This window comes from Malaciobacter pacificus (assembly GCF_004214795.1).
GTDB classification, from domain to species: Bacteria; Campylobacterota; Campylobacteria; order Campylobacterales; family Arcobacteraceae; genus Malaciobacter_A; species Malaciobacter_A pacificus.
Map to the genome: position 1 here is coordinate 2,379,370 of NZ_CP035928.1, position 24,799 is coordinate 2,404,168.

Sequence of the window (24,799 nt, forward strand, 5' to 3'; positions counted from 1 at the left end):
CTATTTATTAAATATTTGTATCAATGTCATCTTCAATTAGTAATTTAATTGTTGAATTAGCACCTGTTCCATTAAATACATTATAGTTAACACCATCAACCTCTTGATTTCCTGCATTTGTCCACTCACTTGAATCAAGATCAATAGTATCTTCTAAATCACCTCTAATAATTAGCTGACTATCCCCATCAACTAAATCAACAACATCTGATAAATCAATATTTAATGTTTGTCCTTGATTATCAGTTATATCAACTTCTTCAAATCCATCTTTGTTTGTAAGAGCTGTACTTAAATCAATTAATTCATTATCATTTAAATCAATTTGTAATTTATCTACCCCAGTTCCTGCATCAACTATATCATTTGCGTCATAAACAATAACATCATCTCCATCTCCTGCATTGATGTAATCACTTCCCTCTTTTCCATCTATATACTCATTTGCAGATGTACCATTAATGTTATCATCTAATGAAGTACCTTCAATTCCAAGATTTGCATTTATATCCACAGTAGAGATAATATTATTACTTGAATCTAAAACATTCATAGTAGCATTTATATTATTTATTTCTGTAGATGTTAATTCATGATCACTAACTAATGTAACAGATAGAGTCTCACCATCACTATCAATACTTATAGTATATGTTTCATTTGTATTTTTTACTATTGAAGAACTCTCTTCAATTGAGACTCCAGTTGGTAAATTTGATAATGTAATACTAGACAGTGTTTCCAAGCCTGTGACTTTAAATAAACTAGCTTGCAGTGTCAATGGATACTCATAATTTACTGATGAAGATGCAATTACAATACTTGCTAAAGAAATTGTTTGAGTTGAATCAGTTCCTTCAAATGCAATTGTTTCAGCATCAGTAACTTTTGTTGTGTATCCTGTTGCTATGTGAGTAACAAATACATCACCACTATTATTTTGAGTAACAGTATATTCTGATTGAGAACCTTTAAAAGTAACTGTATCATTACCACTTCCGGCATTTATCTCATCCCAACCATATCCAGCTGTAATATTATCATCTCCATCACCAGCATTGATTGTAGCATAACTATCAATAAGGTCAGCATTACCAATATTTAATGTATCGTTTCCACTTCCTAAATCAACATAGTCAAAATTATCACCAGCTGTTACATTATCATTTCCATAACTTGCATTGATTGTAGCATAAGAAGATGAATTAGCATCACCTGCAACTAAAATATCATCTCCACTTCCTAAGTCAATTACACCAACATTGTTTCCAACTTGAACTTGGTCATTATCATCACCAGTGTTTACAGTATCCCAGTTATCACCAGCTACAATAGTATCATCACCATCATCTCCATAAATAGATGTAGAAGCAGAAGCATTTGCATCACCAATTTTTAAGGTATCATCACCACTTCCAAGATTAACTGTACTTGTACCATCACCAGCTTCAACTCTGTCGTTGTTTCTTCCTGTATCAATAGAATCCCAATCATTTCCAACTACTACTGTATCATTTCCATCATCAGTTTGAATTGTTGTGTATGAATTTGCATCTGCATTTCCTGCAAGTAAAGTATCATCTCCACTTCCTGTACTAATTTCTTTTGAACCTTCTCCAAGCTCAATAGTATCATTACCATTACCTGTTTGTACTTTATCCCAACCATCACCAGCTACAATATTATCTACACCAGTTCCTGATAAAATTGAACTATATGATGAAGCATCTGCTGTTCCTATATTTAAAGTGTTGTCTCCATTTCCTAAATCTACACTATCAAAACTATTACCAGCATAAACTGTATCATTTCCAGTTCCTGTGTTAATTGATGCAGTTGCATTTGTATTCGCATCAGAAACTACAAGTAAGTCATTTCCTCCACCTGTAGAAATTTCACTTGCACCACTTCCTAATTGAATTTGGTCATCTCCATTACCTGTAGAAACTTTATCCCAATCATTTCCTGCAACTATAGTGTTATCACCACTTGCAGAAGAGATAGATGTACTTACAGTTGAATCAGCATTTCCAATAGTTGCATTATCATTTCCACTACCTAAGTCAATGGTTGAAGAGTTGTTCCCCACAAGAATATTATCATTACCAGCTCCAGTATCGATTTTATCCCAATCATCACCAGCTATTACATTATCATCATTATTACCTGAATAAATTTCAGTATATCCAGAAGAAGCATTACCATAATTAGTAACATTTGTTAAATCAGAAGTACCTGCAGTAATTGAAGGTATACTTATAGTTGTACCTGTTTGTGTTACTTCACCTACAGTTAATAATAATGAAGCTTCTGCTACTAAGCTTTCAGAATCATCAGTGTCATTAGAATTTTTAATCTCTTCTGAAGTATTACTACTCCAATCATCTCCTGCAGTTATTACAATATTATCAATACCCCATGATTCATCAGATAATTCTTGACTTAAACCTGAACCAAATCCTAATCTAATATATCCATCTTCATCAACTGTGCCAGTAATAGTATAGTGATGTGATTCATCATTTTCTGACCAATAAACTCCTGTTGTACCAATATTATCTAAATCGGTATCATTTGTAGTATCTGAATTATCTTCTCCTTCTACATATGAATATGAATCAACTTGAACTTCATATCCATTTACAAATACATAGAAATTATCACCATGATAAGAACCATCCCAGCTATCAATTTCATACATATCAAACTCTATAGTTACACTCTCTCCTGCATGCATTGAACCAAAATAATATTTTTTATACACTCCTTCAGAACCTCCTGTTCCTCCAAAGTTACCTAAGAAGTCCGTTGCATTTGTATTAGTCTCAGTAACAGTATTATCAGACCAACCTGTTGAACCATTTTCAAAATCTTCTGTAATTAAAACAGTCCCTGCAGCTTGAGCATATTGATCTGTTTCATTACTAGTATCAAGTGTTGTATCACTACAATACTGACTATTAGAAGTATAAGTTGTAATTTCATCTTGACTTAATGCTTTATCAAAAATTGCAATTTCATCTATAAGACCAGAATAAAAATTTGATAAACCTGTCTCACAATAATCATCAGTAGTAGTATCCCACTCTCCTGCATCTGCAGTATTCCATGCATTTGCAGCTATTACTATATCAGAAGTATTATCCTCAATTCCACCTGTATATGAATTTGTATCAGCTAAAACACCATTTATATAAAGTTTCATACCTTCTTCGCCAAAACTAAATGTTACTTGTGCCCATTCATCAAGTGAAATACTTCCAGCTGCAGATCTAACTTCATATGAAGCAGAATCACTTTGAAGTCTAACTAAAATACTTCCATCACTCATAGTCATTATAGTTAAATGTCCACCATCATCATAATTTTGAGAATCTTTACTAAATAGACCTGCATTATCAGCGATATGACCTGTATCTTTCATCCAAAAAGATATTGTTCCATTTTCTATTTCATAAGAACTATCATGTTCAATAGTCCCCCATCCATAACCATTTGTATAAAATTTAACAGCAGTATCATCACCATTAATACTATTAGTTTGACCTAGTTCATAATTTGCATGTAATGTCATATCATTATCTAATGAAGTTTTGTCATCGGCAATTGTACCTCCATCATTATCTTCACCCAATGACCAATAACCTATAACATTTTGTTTATATGATGCACAAGAATCAACTACTTCAACTGTTGCTGTATCAGTAACTTCTTCATAATCATTCCCATTTGTCTCTGTTGCTCTAGTTGTAATTGTTAAATCAAAATCTGTAGAACTTTCTGGTACATTTAATGTTAATGAATCACTAATTGAAGTTAGATTATCAGGCACTGTAACTATCCAATTATCATTTACACTATCATAATTAACTGTATAAGTATCACTTGTTAGAACACCCTCACTTGGAACTCCACTAATTACAACACTTAACGTTTCACTTCCATCTAAATCTGCTAATGCAGCAGTTATATTAACTTGATACTCTACAGTGTTACTAATTAATGTTCCGTCATCAACACTAATAGAAGTAGTTGGAATATCTGCATCTGCAATTACTTCCACACCCATAGTGTATATTTTACTAGTATTTGTATTAGTATATTTACTAAAATTGAATGAACTATCTGTATCAGTATTATTTGAAGGTACAAATTTTAAATTACCATTTACTATTGAACCAACTGTTAATATTGTTCCTGAAGAAATAACATTACCATTTATTATTAAACTTCCATTTGTTGGCAATGTCTCAATTTTAACAGATACAATTCCATCACTAGTTGAGATACCAAAGTCACTTAATGTCAATATTTTTTGGGTATCTTCATTTGTAACTATTCCACTTAAGTCGTTGTCTAAAATAGTAGCTGTTCCTGTATCACTTACAGTTATTGTTCCTTCAGTTAAAGTACCAGTTAATGTGAATTTTTCTCCATTATCAACTTCTGTATCATTTACAGTATCAGTTTTAACAAAAATTACATCACCATTTGTTACATTATTTATTTGACCATTTAATGGAACATCAATCCATGTTACACCAAAATCAGTACTATATTTATAAGTAGATTCATTGTAATCAGCATCAAGTGCTGTACCATCAGCTAATGCCAATTGTAATGTACCAGATGTAACTCCACCAATTTTAATTGCAAATATAACATCTTCACCTTCATCAACAACAACATCATGACCATGGATATCTGCATCACAAGTTGTACCTACAAATATAGATGGTTCTGCTGCATCTTTTACTACTAAATGTACAGTTGCATCATCTGTTGCTCCTTTTGAATCAACAATTGAATAATCAAATGTTGCAGCCCCTACATAATCTTTATCTGGTGTAAATGTTACAGTTTGAGCTGTATAATCAACTACAATAGTTCCATTTGTAGCATTTGTAATTGAACCATCAACAATTGAGAAAGTATCATTTTCAGGGTCATAATCATTTGCTAAGATTTCTGCAAAAGTAATAGTAATAGAAGTATCTTCCATCATATCAAAATTATTTTGGTGATATTCTGTACCATCTGAATTAAATCTTTCAAATACCACTTCACCGCTATCATTAGTCCAAGTAATAACATAAGTTCCATCTTCAAGAATAGCAATTGCAGGTTCACTATTATTTCCTTGAGCCTCACCTACATTAATTTCAGATGAAAATGTATTATTTGATACATCAAATGTTCGAACATAAATATCACCATTTTTATTATAAGCAAAAATAATTGTTGTATCTGAAGAATCTATTGCAGGATAATTTCCATTTGTTGTAATTTCATATTCAGTATTATCAACACTTCCATTGGCTAAAACTAATTTTGCTTTAATTGATGAACCTGATTCATAGGTAATAATTGCCATACCATTACTTAATGCAGTTATTTGGGCATTTGTTTCATTTGCACTTGTTGTACTAACTGCAACATCACTATTTGAAACAACTTCTAATCCATTTGAAGTTAATTCAAGTTTTTGCATATAAATATCATATTTACCATCTGATGTTTGACTTTGCCATGTCATAATAGCAGTATCATTGTCAAGCATAACAATATCGGAATTTATTTGATTATCTGTTGTAATTGAATTAACTACAACTCTATCACCAATTTCATTTCCATAAGCATCAAATCTTTGTGCAATAATTCCATACTCATCACCATCATGGGCATCTGTGTAGATAGGGTTAGTTAAACCATTATAATCAAATTCAGTATTATTAACAACATCTCCATTTGCTGCTAAGTTTGTAGCAGACCAAGTTACAATAAAGCCACCATCAGATGTTCCAACTATTGGATCATATAATGCTCTAGATATAACAAATTCTTTACAAGTTGGATTGTTGTTTGAATCATAAACTCTACCAACAATATAAATACTTCCACCATCATTTGGATCTACATCTTCATAATAGTTTTCAGCTTGCCAAGTTACTAAGTATCCTCCATTTGCAAGAGCTGTTACATTTGGAGTATCCTGATCTCTATCTTCAACAGTATTTACTAAAATAGTTTCACCTACTTTATCTCCATCAGAATCATATCTTTGGGCATAGATTCCCGTACCACTTGAATCACCATCTGTCCATACAATAACAAATCCACCATCACTTAGGTATGTAATATCAGATTGTGTTCCACCATTTGTAGTAACTTCAACTTCACCTTGTGAATCAGTTTCATATCCATAGTCATCAACAGCCACAACACTATTCGTATTCTCAGGAGTATAAGGAGTAATAGAACAACCACCAATATCAACAGTAACTTCAGTTGTATCTGTTTTATCTCCATCATTTACAACGATTTCGAAATCTCTTGGTGTTCTATCATCACTTGAACTTTCAAATGTTAATGACTCAATTGCAATTTCATAATCCGCAACTGTTGCACTACCTGTTAATGTTACTACTAACTCTCCATTTACTTCAGTAATTGTTGCAGTAATTCCACTTGGTAAATTACTTGCATCAATAACATCACCAGCTTTATAATTAGTTAATGTAACTGTTGCGCTCTCTAAGTTTGCATCATCTATATCTGATATATTGATATTATCAATAATATTCATATCAGATGAATCTAAACAAGGTTTGATTTTAATAACAACATCATCATAATCTTGATCACCTAAAGATAAATCTTCAAATGCAATAACTAATCCTGTTCCATCTACATCTTGTGCAATAATAGCATGGTCTTTACCATCAGTACTTAAGTTATTATCTGTGTAATAAACATTTGGTAAATCAGTTCCATTTGCTTGTAATGTATTACCATCAAATGTCAATGTTGTATTAATATTAACTGTAGTTGCACCATTTGGAATAATAAAGAAGCCAACTTTTCCTTCTAAATTATCTAATGTACCTAAGAATTCACTAACTTCTCCTACAAAACTTTGATCTTCTACATAAATAATAACTGGATTTGTTGGGTTACCATTATCATCATATTCATAGAATCCAATTACATTATTGTATGACACTTGACCACCTAAGTACTCAACAGCCATATCAGTTCCACCAGAACCTAAATCAATTGTGATATTTCCATTATCAGCTGAGAAATATTCATCACTATCTCTTGCTAATAAATGAGATGGATCTAAAGTATCTGCAATTCCATCTTGATTAATATCTAATAATCCATCAATTACTTTTGTAGCTTGATTGTTAACATCTATTGAATTAATTACAGGAGCGTCATTTGTTCCCTCAATATTTATAGTTAAAGTTGCACTTTCACTTGAATCTCCATTTACAATATATGTAAATGCATCACTCATTGAATCACCTTCATTCATTGATTCAGTGTAAGTTTCATTTACATCATATGTAAACTCTCCACTATTATCAATTGTTAACGTACCTTTATCAGTTGTAATAACTGTATTTGTTCCATCTTGTGCTACTGCATATTCTACACCACCTACTACAATAGCAGTAATTGTTGCACTTGATACTGTATTATCATTAGTAAATACATTTCCAGTTGCGTCATATCCTTCAGTTGGAGAATTTGTAACTAATGTATTATTTACCCACTCACTTCCTTCTTCTTTTGCAACAAATGTATCATTAGACGAGCTAATTAAGTCAATAATTGCACTATCTTCACCTTTTGGAGAAGTGTTCCCTGCTTTATCAGTAATTGTTGCACTTACAGTGATTGTTTCACCCTCTGCTGGTGCTGGATATTCTAATGGTAATCCATTATCTAACATATCTTGTGTTACTGGGTATTCAGTTGTACTTCCATCTGGGTTTGTTACTGTTAATGTATCACCAATTTCTGTCTCTGCTGGTACTGTAACTGTTACATCTACGATTCCATCATCACTTAATTCATCTGCACTAATGATTCCATCATTATTTGTATCTTCACCAATTACTACTGTTGGTGCTGGTGTTGCTACTGTATCGATTGTTGCACTATCTTCACCTTTTGGAGAAGTGTTCCCTGCTTTATCAGTAATTGTTGCACTTACAGTGATTGTTTCACCCTCTGCTGGTGCTGGATATTCTAATGGTAATCCATTATCTATAATATCTTGTGTTACTGGGTAATCTGTTGTACTTCCATCTGGGTTTGTTACTGTTAATGTATCACCTACTTCAGTCCCAGTTGGTAATGTAATTAATACATCTACTTTTCCATCTAATTCATCTGCAGAAATTAATTCATCATCATTTACATCTTCTGTAATTTCTACTGTTGGAGCTGGTGTTGCTTCTGTATCAACATCATATTCCTCAGTATCTGTTGCAGTTGCACTATTTCCTGCTGCATCTGTTGTTGTAACTTTTGCATCAATTGTTAAGTCTGGATCTACTGCTAAATCTGCTCCTGGTACATTAATTGAGAATGTTTTATCTGCTGCTACAGTTCCTGTAAACTCTTTTCCATTTACTGTTAATGTTACTGTATCACCTTCTTGTACATCTCCACCTACTTTTCCTGTTACTGGAATATTTTGTGTTGATTCTGCTGCATTGATAATATCATCTGGTGTAATGTTTTCATCTAATGTGATTGTTGCAGTAATCTCTGTATCTACTGAGTATGTTTCTGTATCTGTTGCAGTTGCACTATTTCCTGCTGCATCTGTTGTTGTAACTTTTGCATCAATTGTTAAGTCTGGATCTACTGCTAAATCTGCTCCTGGTACATTAATTGAGAATGTTTTATCTGCTGCTACAGTTCCTGTAAACTCTTTTCCATTTACTGTTAATGTTACTGTATCACCTTCTTGTACATCTCCACCTACTTTTCCTGTTACTGGAATATTTTGTGTTGATTCTGCTGCATTGATAATATCATCTGGTGTAATGTTTTCATCTAATGTGATTGTTGCAGTAATCTCTGTATCTACTGAGTATGTTTCTGTATCTGTTGCAGTTGCACTATTTCCTGCTGCATCTGTTGTTGTAACTTTTGCATCAATTGTTAAGTCTGGATCTACTGCTAAATCTGCTCCTGGTACATTAATTGAGAATGTTTTATCTGCTGCTACAGTTCCTGTAAACTCTTTTCCATTTACTGTTAATGTTACTGTATCACCTTCTTGTACATCTCCACCTACTTTTCCTGTTACTGGAATATTTTGTGTTGATTCTGCTGCATTGATAATATCATCTGGTGTAATGTTTTCATCTAATGTGATTGTTGCAGTAATCTCTGTATCTACTGAGTATGTTTCTGTATCTGTTGCAGTTGCACTATTTCCTGCTGCATCTGTTGTTGTAACTTTTGCATCAATTGTTAAGTCTGGATCTACTGCTAAATCTGCTCCTGGTACATTAATTGAGAATGTTTTATCTGCTGCTACAGTTCCTGTAAACTCTTTTCCATTTACTGTTAATGTTACTGTATCACCTTCTTGTACATCTCCACCTACTTTTCCTGTTACTGGAATATTTTGTGTTGATTCTGCTGCATTGATAATATCATCTGGTGTAATGTTTTCATCTAATGTGATTGTTGCAGTAATCTCTGTATCTACTGAGTATGTTTCTGTATCTGTTGCAGTTGCACTATTTCCTGCTGCATCTGTTGTTGTAACTTTTGCATCAATTGTTAAGTCTGGATCTACTGCTAAATCTGCTCCTGGTACATTAATTGAGAATGTTTTATCTGCTGCTACAGTTCCTGTAAACTCTTTTCCATTTACTGTTAATGTTACTGTATCACCTTCTTGTACATCTCCACCTACTTTTCCTGTTACTGGAATATTTTGTGTTGATTCTGCTGCATTGATAATATCATCTGGTGTAATGTTTTCATCTAATGTGATTGTTGCAGTAATCTCTGTATCTACTGAGTATGTTTCTGTATCTGTTGCAGTTGCACTATTTCCTGCTGCATCTGTTGTTGTAACTTTTGCATCAATTGTTAAGTCTGGATCTACTGCTAAATCTGCTCCTGGTACATTAATTGAGAATGTTTTATCTGCTGCTACAGTTCCTGTAAACTCTTTTCCATTTACTGTTAATGTTACTGTATCACCTTCTTGTACATCTCCACCTACTTTTCCTGTTACTGGAATATTTTGTGTTGATTCTGCTGCATTGATAATATCATCTGGTGTAATGTTTTCATCTAATGTGATTGTTGCAGTAATCTCTGTATCTACTGAGTATGTTTCTGTATCTGTTGCAGTTGCACTATTTCCTGCTGCATCTGTTGTTGTAACTTTTGCATCAATTGTTAAGTCTGGATCTACTGCTAAATCTGCTCCTGGTACATTAATTGAGAATGTTTTATCTGCTGCTACAGTTCCTGTAAACTCTTTTCCATTTACTGTTAATGTTACTGTATCACCTTCTTGTACATCTCCACCTACTTTTCCTGTTACTGGAATATTTTGTGTTGATTCTGCTGCATTGATAATATCATCTGGTGTAATGTTTTCATCTAATGTGATTGTTGCAGTAATCTCTGTATCTACTGAGTATGTTTCTGTATCTGTTGCAGTTGCACTATTTCCTGCTGCATCTGTTGTTGTAACTTTTGCATCAATTGTTAAGTCTGGATCTACTGCTAAATCTGCTCCTGGTACATTAATTGAGAATGTTTTATCTGCTGCTACAGTTCCTGTAAACTCTTTTCCATTTACTGTTAATGTTACTGTATCACCTTCTTGTACATCTCCACCTACTTTTCCTGTTACTGGAATATTTTGTGTTGATTCTGCTGCATTGATAATATCATCTGGTGTAATGTTTTCATCTAATGTGATTGTTGCAGTAATCTCTGTATCTACTGAGTATGTTTCTGTATCTGTTGCAGTTGCACTATTTCCTGCTGCATCTGTTGTTGTAACTTTTGCATCAATTGTTAAGTCTGGATCTACTGCTAAATCTGCTCCTGGTACATTAATTGAGAATGTTTTATCTGCTGCTACAGTTCCTGTAAACTCTTTTCCATTTACTGTTAATGTTACTGTATCACCTTCTTGTACATCTCCACCTACTTTTCCTGTTACTGGAATATTTTGTGTTGATTCTGCTGCATTGATAATATCATCTGGTGTAATGTTTTCATCTAATGTGATTGTTGCAGTAATCTCTGTATCTACTGAGTATGTTTCTGTATCTGTTGCAGTTGCACTATTTCCTGCTGCATCTGTTGTTGTAACTTTTGCATCAATTGTTAAGTCTGGATCTACTGCTAAATCTGCTCCTGGTACATTAATTGAGAATGTTTTATCTGCTGCTACAGTTCCTGTAAACTCTTTTCCATTTACTGTTAATGTTACTGTATCACCTTCTTGTACATCTCCACCTACTTTTCCTGTTACTGGAATATTTTGTGTTGATTCTGCTGCATTGATAATATCATCTAGTGTAATGTTTTCATCTAATGTGATTGTTGCAGTAATCTCTGTATCTACTGAGTATGTTTCTGTATCTGTTGCAGTTGCACTATTTCCTGCTGCATCTGTTGTTGTAACTTTTGCATCAATTGTTAAGTCTGGATCTACTGCTAAATCTGCTCCTGGTACATTAATTGAGAATGTTTTATCTGCTGCTACAGTTCCTGTAAACTCTTTTCCATTTACTGTTAATGTTACTGTATCACCTTCTTGTACATCTCCACCTACTTTTCCTGTTACTGGAATATTTTGTGTTGATTCTGCTGCATTGATAATATCATCTGGTGTAATGTTTTCATCTAATGTGATTGTTGCAGTAATCTCTGTATCTACTGAGTATGTTTCTGTATCTGTTGCAGTTGCACTATTTCCTGCTGCATCTGTTGTTGTAACTTTTGCATCAATTGTTAAGTCTGGATCTACTGCTAAATCTGCTCCTGGTACATTAATTGAGAATGTTTTATCTGCTGCTACAGTTCCTGTAAACTCTTTTCCATTTACTGTTAATGTTACTGTATCACCTTCTTGTACATCTCCACCTACTTTTCCTGTTACTGGAATATTTTGTGTTGATTCTGCTGCATTGATAATATCATCTGGTGTAATGTTTTCATCTAATGTGATTGTTGCAGTAATCTCTGTATCTACTGAGTATGTTTCTGTATCTGTTGCAGTTGCACTATTTCCTGCTGCATCTGTTGTTGTAACTTTTGCATCAATTGTTAAGTCTGGATCTACTGCTAAATCTGCTCCTGGTACATTAATTGAGAATGTTTTATCTGCTGCTACAGTTCCTGTAAACTCTTTTCCATTTACTGTTAATGTTACTGTATCACCTTCTTGTACATCTCCACCTACTTTTCCTGTTACTGGAATATTTTGTGTTGATTCTGCTGCATTGATAATATCATCTGGTGTAATGTTTTCATCTAATGTGATTGTTGCAGTAATCTCTGTATCTACTGAGTATGTTTCTGTATCTGTTGCAGTTGCACTATTTCCTGCTGCATCTGTTGTTGTAACTTTTGCATCAATTGTTAAGTCTGGATCTACTGCTAAATCTGCTCCTGGTACATTAATTGAGAATGTTTTATCTGCTGCTACAGTTCCTGTAAACTCTTTTCCATTTACTGTTAATGTTACTGTATCACCTTCTTGTACATCTCCACCTACTTTTCCTGTTACTGGAATATTTTGTGTTGATTCTGCTGCATTGATAATATCATCTGGTGTAATGTTTTCATCTAATGTGATTGTTGCAGTAATCTCTGTATCTACTGAGTATGTTTCTGTATCTGTTGCAGTTGCACTATTTCCTGCTGCATCTGTTGTTGTAACTTTTGCATCAATTGTTAAGTCTGGATCTACTGCTAAATCTGCTCCTGGTACATTAATTGAGAATGTTTTATCTGCTGCTACAGTTCCTGTAAACTCTTTTCCATTTACTGTTAATGTTACTGTATCACCTTCTTGTACATCTCCACCTACTTTTCCTGTTACTGGAATATTTTGTGTTGATTCTGCTGCATTGATAATATCATCTGGTGTAATGTTTTCATCTAATGTGATTGTTGCAGTAATCTCTGTATCTACTGAGTATGTTTCTGTATCTGTTGCAGTTGCACTATTTCCTGCTGCATCTGTTGTTGTAACTTTTGCATCAATTGTTAAGTCTGGATCTACTGCTAAATCTGCTCCTGGTACATTAATTGAGAATGTTTTATCTGCTGCTACAGTTCCTGTAAACTCTTTTCCATTTACTGTTAATGTTACTGTATCACCTTCTTGTACATCTCCACCTACTTTTCCTGTTACTGGAATATTTTGTGTTGATTCTGCTGCATTGATAATATCATCTGGTGTAATGTTTTCATCTAATGTGATTGTTGCAGTAATCTCTGTATCTACTGAGTATGTTTCTGTATCTGTTGCAGTTGCACTATTTCCTGCTGCATCTGTTGTTGTAACTTTTGCATCAATTGTTAAGTCTGGATCTACTGCTAAATCTGCTCCTGGTACATTAATTGAGAATGTTTTATCTGCTGCTACAGTTCCTGTAAACTCTTTTCCATTTACTGTTAATGTTACTGTATCACCTTCTTGTACATCTCCACCTACTTTTCCTGTTACTGGAATATTTTGTGTTGATTCTGCTGCATTGATAATATCATCTGGTGTAATGTTTTCATCTAATGTGATTGTTGCAGTAATCTCTGTATCTACTGAGTATGTTTCTGTATCTGTTGCAGTTGCACTATTTCCTGCTGCATCTGTTGTTGTAACTTTTGCATCAATTGTTAAGTCTGGATCTACTGCTAAATCTGCTCCTGGTACATTAATTGAGAATGTTTTATCTGCTGCTACAGTTCCTGTAAACTCTTTTCCATTTACTGTTAATGTTACTGTATCACCTTCTTGTACATCTCCACCTACTTTTCCTGTTACTGGAATATTTTGTGTTGATTCTGCTGCATTGATAATATCATCTGGTGTAATGTTTTCATCTAATGTGATTGTTGCAGTAATCTCTGTATCTACTGAGTATGTTTCTGTATCTGTTGCAGTTGCACTATTTCCTGCTGCATCTGTTGTTGTAACTTTTGCATCAATTGTTAAGTCTGGATCTACTGCTAAATCTGCTCCTGGTACATTAATTGAGAATGTTTTATCTGCTGCTACAGTTCCTGTAAACTCTTTTCCATTTACTGTTAATGTTACTGTATCACCTTCTTGTACATCTCCACCTACTTTTCCTGTTACTGGAATATTTTGTGTTGATTCTGCTGCATTGATAATATCATCTGGTGTAATGTTTTCATCTAATGTGATTGTTGCAGTAATCTCTGTATCTACTGAGTATGTTTCTGTATCTGTTGCAGTTGCACTATTTCCTGCTGCATCTGTTGTTGTAACTTTTGCATCAATTGTTAAGTCTGGATCTACTGCTAAATCTGCTCCTGGTACATTAATTGAGAATGTTTTATCTGCTGCTACAGTTCCTGTAAACTCTTTTCCATTTACTGTTAATGTTACTGTATCACCTTCTTGTACATCTCCACCTACTTTTCCTGTTACTGGAATATTTTGTGTTGATTCTGCTGCATTGATAATATCATCTGGTGTAATGTTTTCATCTAATGTGATTGTTGCAGTAATCTCTGTATCTACTGAGTATGTTTCTGTATCTGTTGCAGTTGCACTATTTCCTGCTGCATCTGTTGTTGTAACTTTTGCATCAATTGTTAAGTCTGGATCTACTGCTAAATCTGCTCCTGGTACATTAATTGAGAATGTTTTATCTGCTGCTACAGTTCCTGTAAACTCTTTTCCATTTACTGTTAATGTTACTGTATCACCTTCTTGTACATCTCCACCTACTTTTCCTGTTACTGGAATATTTTGTGTTGATTCTGCTGCATTGATAATATCATCTGGTGTAATGTTTTCATCTAATGTGATTGTTGCAGTAATCTCTGTATCTACTGAGTATGTTTCTGTATCTGTTGCAGTTGCACTATTTCCTGCTGCATCTGTTGTTGTAACTTTTGCATCAATTGTTAAGTCTGGATCTACTGCTAAATCTGCTCCTGGTACATTAATTGAGAATGTTTTATCTGCTGCTACAGTTCCTGTAAACTCTTTTCCATTTACTGTTAATGTTACTGTATCACCTTCTTGTACATCTCCACCTACTTTTCCTGTTACTGGAATATTTTGTGTTGATTCTGCTGCATTGATAATATCATCTGGTGTAATGTTTTCATCTAATGTGATTGTTGCAGTAATCTCTGTATCTACTGAGTATGTTTCTGTATCTGTTGCAGTTGCACTATTTCCTGCTGCATCTGTTGTTGTAACTTTTGCATCAATTGTTAAGTCTGGATCTACTGCTAAATCTGCTCCTGGTACATTAATTGAGAATGTTTTATCTGCTGCTACAGTTCCTGTAAACTCTTTTCCATTTACTGTTAATGTTACTGTATCACCTTCTTGTACATCTCCACCTACTTTTCCTGTTACTGGAATATTTTGTGTTGATTCTGCTGCATTGATAATATCATCTGGTGTAATGTTTTCATCTAATGTGATTGTTGCAGTAATCTCTGTATCTACTGAGTATGTTTCTGTATCTGTTGCAGTTGCACTATTTCCTGCTGCATCTGTTGTTGTAACTTTTGCATCAATTGTTAAGTCTGGATCTACTGCTAAATCTGCTCCTGGTACATTAATTGAGAATGTTTTATCTGCTGCTACAGTTCCTGTAAACTCTTTTCCATTTACTGTTAATGTTACTGTATCACCTTCTTGTACATCTCCACCTACTTTTCCTGTTACTGGAATATTTTGTGTTGATTCTGCTGCATTGATAATATCATCTGGTGTAATGTTTTCATCTAATGTGATTGTTGCAGTAATCTCTGTATCTACTGAGTATGTTTCTGTATCTGTTGCAGTTGCACTATTTCCTGCTGCATCTGTTGTTGTAACTTTTGCATCAATTGTTAAGTCTGGATCTACTGCTAAATCTGCTCCTGGTACATTAATTGAGAATGTTTTATCTGCTGCTACAGTTCCTGTAAACTCTTTTCCATTTACTGTTAATGTTACTGTATCACCTTCTTGTACATCTCCACCTACTTTTCCTGTTACTGGAATATTTTGTGTTGATTCTGCTGCATTGATAATATCATCTGGTGTAATGTTTTCATCTAATGTGATTGTTGCAGTAATCTCTGTATCTACTGAGTATGTTTCTGTATCTGTTGCAGTTGCACTATTTCCTGCTGCATCTGTTGTTGTAACTTTTGCATCAATTGTTAAGTCTGGATCTACTGCTAAATCTGCTCCTGGTACATTAATTGAGAATGTTTTATCTGCTGCTACAGTTCCTGTAAACTCTTTTCCATTTACTGTTAATGTTACTGTATCACCTTCTTGTACATCTCCACCTACTTTTCCTGTTACTGGAATATTTTGTGTTGATTCTGCTGCATTGATAATATCATCTGGTGTAATGTTTTCATCTAATGTGATTGTTGCAGTAATCTCTGTATCTACTGAGTATGTTTCTGTATCTGTTGCAGTTGCACTATTTCCTGCTGCATCTGTTGTTGTAACTTTTGCATCAATTGTTAAGTCTGGATCTACTGCTAAATCTGCTCCTGGTACATTAATTGAGAATGTTTTATCTGCTGCTACAGTTCCTGTAAACTCTTTTCCATTTACTGTTAATGTTACTGTATCACCTTCTTGTACATCTCCACCTACTTTTCCTGTTACTGGAATATTTTGTGTTGATTCTGCTGCATTGATAATATCATCTGGTGTAATGTTTTCATCTAATGTGATTGTTGCAGTAATCTCTGTATCTACTGAGTATGTTTCTGTATCTGTTGCAGTTGCACTATTTCCTGCTGCATCTGTTGTTGTAACTTTTGCATCAATTGTTAAGTCTGGATCTACTGCTAAATCTGCTCCTGGTACATTAATTGAGAATGTTTTATCTGCTGCTACAGTTCCTGTAAACTCTTTTCCATTTACTGTTAATGTTACTGTATCACCTTCTTGTACATCTCCACCTACTTTTCCTGTTACTGGAATATTTTGTGTTGATTCTGCTGCATTGATAATATCATCTGGTGTAATGTTTTCATCTAATGTGATTGTTGCAGTAATCTCTGTATCTACTGAGTATGTTTCTGTATCTGTTGCAGTTGCACTATTTCCTGCTGCATCTGTTGTTGTAACTTTTGCATCAATTGTTAAGTCTGGATCTACTGCTAAATCTGCTCCTGGTACATTAATTGAGAATGTTTTATCTGCTGCTACAGTTCCTGTAAACTCTTTTCCATTTACTGTTAATGTTACTGTATCACCTTCTTGTACATCTCCACCTACTTTTCCTGTTACTGGAATATTTTGTGTTGATTCTGCTGCATTGATAATATCATCTGGTGTAATGTTTTCATCTAATGTGATTGTTGCAGTAATCTCTGTATCTACTGAGTATGTTTCTGTATCTGTTGCAGTTGCACTATTTCCTGCTGCATCTGTTGTTGTAACTTTTGCATCAATTGTTAAGTCTGGATCTACTGCTAAATCTGCTCCTGGTACATTAATTGAGAATGTTTTATCTGCTGCTACAGTTCCTGTAAACTCTTTTCCATTTACTGTTAATGTTACTGTATCACCTTCTTGTACATCTCCACCTACTTTTCCTGTTACTGGAATATTTTGTGTTGATTCTGCTGCATTGATAATATCATCTGGTGTAATGTTTTCATCTAATGTGATTGTTGCAGTAATCTCTGTATCTACTGAGTATGTTTCTGTATCTGTTGCAGTTGCACTATTTCCTGCTGCATCTGTTGTTGTAACTTTTGCATCAATTGTTAAGTCTGGATCTACTGCTAAATCTGCTCCTGGTACATTAATTGAGAATGTTTTATCTGCTGCTACAGTTCCTGTAAACTCTTTTCCATTTACTGTTAATGTTACTGTATCACCTTCTTGTACATCTCCACCTACTTTTCCTGTTACTGGAATATTTTGTGTTGATTCTGCTGCATTGATAATATCATCTGGTGTAATGTTTTCATCTAATGTGATTGTTGCAGTAATCTCTGTATCTACTGAGTATGTTTCTGTATCTGTTGCAGTTGCACTATTTCCTGCTGCATCTGTTGTTGTAACTTTTGCATCAATTGTTAAGTCTGGATCTACTGCTAAATCTGCTCCTGGTACATTAATTGAGAATGTTTTATCTGCTGCTACAGTTCCTGTAAACTCTTTTCCATTTACTGTTAATGTTACTGTATCACCTTCTTGTACATCTCCACCTACTTTTCCTGTTACTGGAATATTTTGTGTTGATTCTGCTGCATTGATAATATCATCTGGTGTAATGTTTTCATCTAATGTGATTGTTGCACTTAAATCATCATCTAATAATGCAACTTTTGCTGTATCAACTTCAATTGTAGAATCAGCTCCAACTGTATCTAATAAATTTACAACTAAATCTTCTGTATTTTCAAATACAGTATCATTAATTGTTTCAATGTTTAATAGCACTTCAGTTTGATATGCTGGAATAACTACTGTATATGATACAGGAGCTACATAATCATCTCCATCTACATCTCCAGTTATCGTAAATGTTACAGTAATATCTTCATCTGATGGTGTATCAATTTTTACTACAAACTCTGCAGTTGTTCCTTCTGGAATTTCACTTTGATTTGTGATAATAGAAACTTTTGGTGCATCTAAAGAATCATTTACTTCAACCGTTGCATCATCTTTAGTTGTATCAATTACAGCATTAGCCCCTGTTGCATCTTTTAACTCAACAGTTAAATCTTCTGTTCCTTCATATTTATCATCAACTAAAGTTGCAATATCTAAAGGTACTTCTGTTTGACCTGCTGGAATTACAACACTGTATGTTAAGGGAGCAACATAATCATCTCCTGCTACTTCACCACCAATTGTAAATGTTACTGTAATATCTTTATCAGCAGGTGTATCAATTTTGATAATAAATTCTGCTTCTTCACCTTCAGTAATTGAAGGATTAACTGCTTCAATTGAAACTTCTGGAGCTGTTTCATCATCTTTGATTGTTCCTACACCTAATTCATCTGCAATTTGAGCGTTTACAGGATTAGATAAAATAATATTGAAGTTTTCATCAAACTCATAAATATCATCATTAACTAAATCAATAGTTATAGTCTTAGATGTCTCACCTGCTAAGAATGTAATCGTACCATTTTGTGCAATATAATCTTTTAAAGCAAACGCTGTATCATCTTGTGTTGTGTAATCAACTGTAATATCAGAAGAAGAAGGATTAGATAAACTTACTTCAAAAGAAATCGTACCTTCATTTTCATATTTAACTGCATCACCTATTATTATTGATGGTATTCCATCATCATCTAATATCTCTGCTGTTCCTGTTACTTCTGTATTTGATGTTGTACCTTCTATTACTGTTGCTGTTAATGTAAACTCTTCTGTACTCTCTGATACTGCATCTTCTTCTGTCTTAATTCTTGCTACTACTTGTGTCTCACCTGCTGGTATTATTGCTTCACTTGCTGCTGTCCATACTCCATTTACTAGTACTTCTACTGTTGGATTATAGTCATCACCTTCTGTTGCAGTTCCTGCTGTTGGTGTTAAGCTTACTTTGATATCTTCTTCACTTGCGTTACTTAAGCTTACTACAAACTCTGCGTAATCTCCCTCTGTTGTTTGTGTATCTGTTATCTCTATACTTGGTAGGTCATTATCTTTTATTGTACCTACTCCCTCTTCATCTGCTATCTCTGCATTTACTGCATTACTTAGCAATACGCTAAAGCTCTCATCATCTTCATAGATACTATCATCTAATACTGGTACTGTTATATATTGTACTGTTGTATCTGCTGGGAATGTTAATTTCCCACTTGTTGTTGTATAGTCACTCCCTGATAATGCTGTTCCATCTACTGTTTCATAATCTACTGTTATCTCACTATCACTTGGGTTTGTTAAACTTACTTTAAATGTGATTGTTCCATCTTCTTCATTTACTACTGCATCACCTATTATTATTGATGGTATCTCATCATCATCTAATATCTCTGCTGTTCCTGTTACTTCTGTATTTGATGTTGTACCTTCTATTACTGTTGCTGTTAATGTAAACTCTTCTGTACTCTCTGATACTGCATCTTCTTCTGTCTTAATTCTTGCTACTACTTGTGTCTCACCTGCTGGTATTATTGCTTCACTTGCTGCTGTCCATACTCCATTTACTAGTACTTCTACTGTTGGATTATAGTCATCACCTTCTGTTGCAGTTCCTGCTGTTGGTGTTAAGCTTACTTTGATATCTTCTTCACTTGCGTTACTTAAGCTTACTACAAACTCTGCGTAATCTCCCTCTGTTGTTTGTGTATCTGTTATCTCTATACTTGGTAGGTCATTATCTTTTATTGTACCTACTCCCTCTTCATCTGCTATCTCTGCATTTACTGCATTACTTAGCAATACGCTAAAGCTCTCATCATCTTCATAGATACTATCATCTAATACTGGTACTGTTATATATTGTACTGTTGTATCTGCTGGGAATGTTAATTTCCCACTTGTTGTTGTATAGTCACTCCCTGATAATGCTGTTCCATCTACTGTTTCATAATCTACTGTTATCTCACTATCACTTGGGTTTGTTAAACTTACTTTAAATGTGATTGTTCCATCTTCTTCATTTACTACTGCATCACCTATTATTATTGATGGTATCTCATCATCATCTAATATCTCTGCTGTTCCTGTTACTTCTGTATTTGATGTTGTACCTTCTATTACTGTTGCTGTTAATGTAAACTCTTCTGTACTCTCTGATACTGCATCTTCTTCTGTCTTAATTCTTGCTACTACTTGTGTCTCACCTGCTGGTATTATTGCTTCACTTGCTGCTGTCCATACTCCATTTACTAGTACTTCTACTGTTGGATTATAGTCATCACCTTCTGTTGCAGTTCCTGCTGTTGGTGTTAAGCTTACTTTGATATCTTCTTCACTTGCGTTACTTAAGCTTACTACAAACTCTGCGTAATCTCCCTCTGTTGTTTGTGTATCTGTTATCTCTATACTTGGTAGGTCATTATCTTTTATTGTACCTACTCCCTCTTCATCTGCTATCTCTGCATTTACTGCATTACTTAGCAATACGCTAAAGCTCTCATCATCTTCATAGATACTATCATCTAATACTGGTACTGTTATATATTGTACTGTTGTATCTGCTGGGAATGTTAATTTCCCACTTGTTGTTGTATAGTCACTCCCTGATAATGCTGTTCCATCTACTGTTTCATAATCTACTGTTATCTCACTATCACTTGGGTTTGTTAAACTTACTTTAAATGTGATTGTTCCATCTTCTTCATTTACTACTGCATCACCTATTATTATTGATGGTATTCCATCATCATCTATAATCGTAGCTTTACCAGTGGCATTTAGTCCAGTTGGATATGTATTATTAGTAGTTGTACCTTCAGTAACTGTAGCTGTAAAAGTATAGTTTTCTGTACTTTCTGATATATTATCTTCTACTGTTGGAATTCTTACTAAAATTGCAGTATCACCCGCTTTTATAATACCACTTGTTGCCGGTGACCAAGTAATACCTCCATCAGATGAAACTTCATATGACTCCATTAAATCAGGTCTATAATCTTCATTAGCTGTAGCTGTTCCATCTGTTGTTGAAAAATCAAATTTAATATCCTCAGTTGAAGGATTTGAAATCTGAACAGTAAAGATGTTATAGTCTCCTTCTGTTACAACAGAGTCTGAAATAGATAAGGTAGGAATATCATCATTATTTCCAGAATCATAAATTCTTCCTTCACCTTGAGAATCTGCTATCTCTGCATTTACTACATTTGAAAGATTTACATACATACTCTCTGGATTTTCATAAATACTATCATCTAATACAGAAATAGAAATTGTTTTAGAAGTTTCACCAGCTAAAAAAGTAACTGTATTACTATCAGATACATAATCACTTCCTGCTAATGCTGTCCCATCTGCTGTTACATAATCTACTGTTATTGTCTCACTACTTGGGTTACTTAATGATATTGTGAATGTTAATACTCCATCCTCTTCATTTACTGAAGAATCACTGATTACTATTTGTGGTATCCCATCATTATCTATAATACTTGCTGTTCCTGTTGAACTTACATTTGTTGTATTATCTGATGTTACATCTACTGTTAATGTAAACTCTTCTACTGGTTCATCTGTATCATCTTGTGTTGTTTTTACTCTTGCTAGAATCTCTGTCTCACCTGCTGGAACTCTTCCTTCAGTCGCTTCTACCCATGTTACTCCACCATCATATGATACTTCTGTCTCTGGTGCATAATCATCTTGTGTTGCACTTCCTTCTGTTGTACTTAATTCAAAAATTACATCTTCTGTTGATGGATTACTTAATTGAATATGGAATACTTCATATTCCCCTTCTACTGTTTCTGGATTGCTTACACTTATTGATGGTTTATCACTCTCATCATTTATTCTTCCTTCACCTTGAGAATCTGCTATCTCTGCGTTTACTGCATTTGAAAGATTTACATACATACTCTCTGGATTTTCATACACATCATCATTTACAACTGGTACTGTAATTATTTTACTTGTCTCTCCTGCTGCGAATGTTATTGTCCCATTTACTCCTAAGTAATCCCCATTCTCTAATGCTGTCCCATCTGCTGTTACATAATCTACTGTTATTGTCTCACTACTTGGGTTACTTAATGATATTGTGAATGTTAATACTCCATCCTCTTCATTTACTGAAGAATCACTGATTACTATTTGTGGAATTCCATCATTATCTAAAATTGATGCTGTACCTTCAGTTACTTCATTTGTTGTATTCCCTGATGTTACTGTTGCTTCTAATTTAAACTCTTCTACTGGCTCATCGATATCATCTTGTGTTGTTTTTACTCTTGCAAGAATCTCTGTCTCACCTGCTGGAATTGTCCCTTCTGTTGCTTCTTCCCAAGTTTGTCCACCATCGTATGATACTTCTACTACTGGAGTATAATCATCTTCTGTTGCGCTATCTTCTTTTGGTAATAAGTCAAACGTTACATCTTCTTCACTTGGGTTACTTAATTGAATATTGAATACTGCGTATTCTCCTTCAACTACTTCTGTATTTGAAACTGTTAATTCTGGTTTATCTGCTTCATCTTGAATTCTTCCTTCACCTTGTTCATCTGCTATTTCTGCATTAACTGGGTTTGAAAGATTTACATACATACTCTCTGGATTTTCATACACATCATCATTTACAACTGGTACTGTAATTATTTTACTTGTCTCTCCTGCTGCGAATGTTATTGTCCCATTTACTCCTAAGTAATCCCCATTCTCTAATGCTGTCCCATCTGCTGTTACATAATCTACTGTTATTGTCTCACTACTTGGGTTACTTAATGATATTGTGAATGTTAATACTCCATCCTCTTCATTTACTGAAGAATCACTGATTACTATTTGTGGAATTCCATCATTATCTAAAATTGATGCTGTACCTTCAGTTACTTCATTTGTTGTATTCCCTGATGTTACTGTTGCTTCTAATTTAAACTCTTCTACTGGCTCATCGATATCATCTTGTGTTGTTTTTACTCTTGCAAGAATCTCTGTCTCACCTGCTGGTATTTTACCTTCAGTTGTCTCTTCCCATGTTACTCCACCATCATATGATACTTCTACTACTGGTACATAATCTTCATCTTCTTTTGCTGTACCCTCTTTTGGTGTTAAATCAAATATTACATCTTGCGTTGATGGGTTTGACAATTGTATATTAAATACTGCATATCCACCCTCTACTACTTCTGTCCCACTTACACTTATACTTGGTTTATCACTCTCATCACTGATTCTTCCTTCACCTTGTTCATCTGATATCTCTGCGTTTACTGCATTTGACAAGTTTACATACATACTCTCTGAGTCTTCATATACATCATCATTTACTACTGGTACACTTATTGTTTTACTTGTCTCTCCTGGTGCAAATGTTATTGTTCCTACTGTCCCTAAATAATCACTTCCTTCTACTGCTGTCCCATCTGCTGTTGTATAATCTACACTTACTATCTGGCTACTTGGATTTGACAATGATATTGTAAATGTTAATACTCCATCTTCTTCATTTACAGCTGAATCTGAAACTACAATTCCAGGAATTGTAACAGGATCAGTATCACCTGGATCTACTGGAATAGAAGAAATACTTTCTGTTAAATTAACCCACTGATCTGATGGAGCAATTTCATTTAAATTATCAGAAGTTGAACCAAAAATTGAGTTAAATGTTGAACCATTACCTGTTGCTTCTCCAGCCTCTGGACCAGCTGCAGCTGCATCTAATGATTCAATTAATGTTTGAAAATTCGTAATTAAAGCTAAATTATCACCTGTACCTGTTTCTACTGGTCTTGATGCTATAATCTCTAATCTATCAATAATCTCACTTCCACTAAATTGACTATTCTCAATAAGTTCATCAAGATCTTTATCATTAACATTCTTATTTATAATTACTGCTGTAGGATTTTCCATATTTGGAGTATTTTCATTTAATAATGGAACAATACCTTTTAATTGAACCTTTACAGTTTTTCCATCAACATTAAATACTAATAATATAGTTTGTTGATTATCTTCAAAGTTTAAAATGTAATTTGAAAATCCACTAGAGAAAATATATTGCTCTCCTTTTGATACATCAAACTCTAAGTCTTTACTTAGTTCTACAACTTTTTTTAGGTTACTTCCAGTTTTAATAGTTAATTTCATTTTTAT

Annotated in this window: 1 protein-coding gene; it reads right to left on the reverse strand. The window is 34.0% G+C overall.

From position 1 onward, the window contains the following. Window positions 1–7 precede the first annotated feature (7 nt). Window positions 8–24,793, reverse strand: coding sequence for an Ig-like domain-containing protein (locus APAC_RS11940; RefSeq protein ID WP_130234327.1), 24,786 nt, complete (start codon window positions 24,791–24,793; stop codon window positions 8–10). Between the last annotated feature and the right edge of the window lie 6 nt (window positions 24,794–24,799).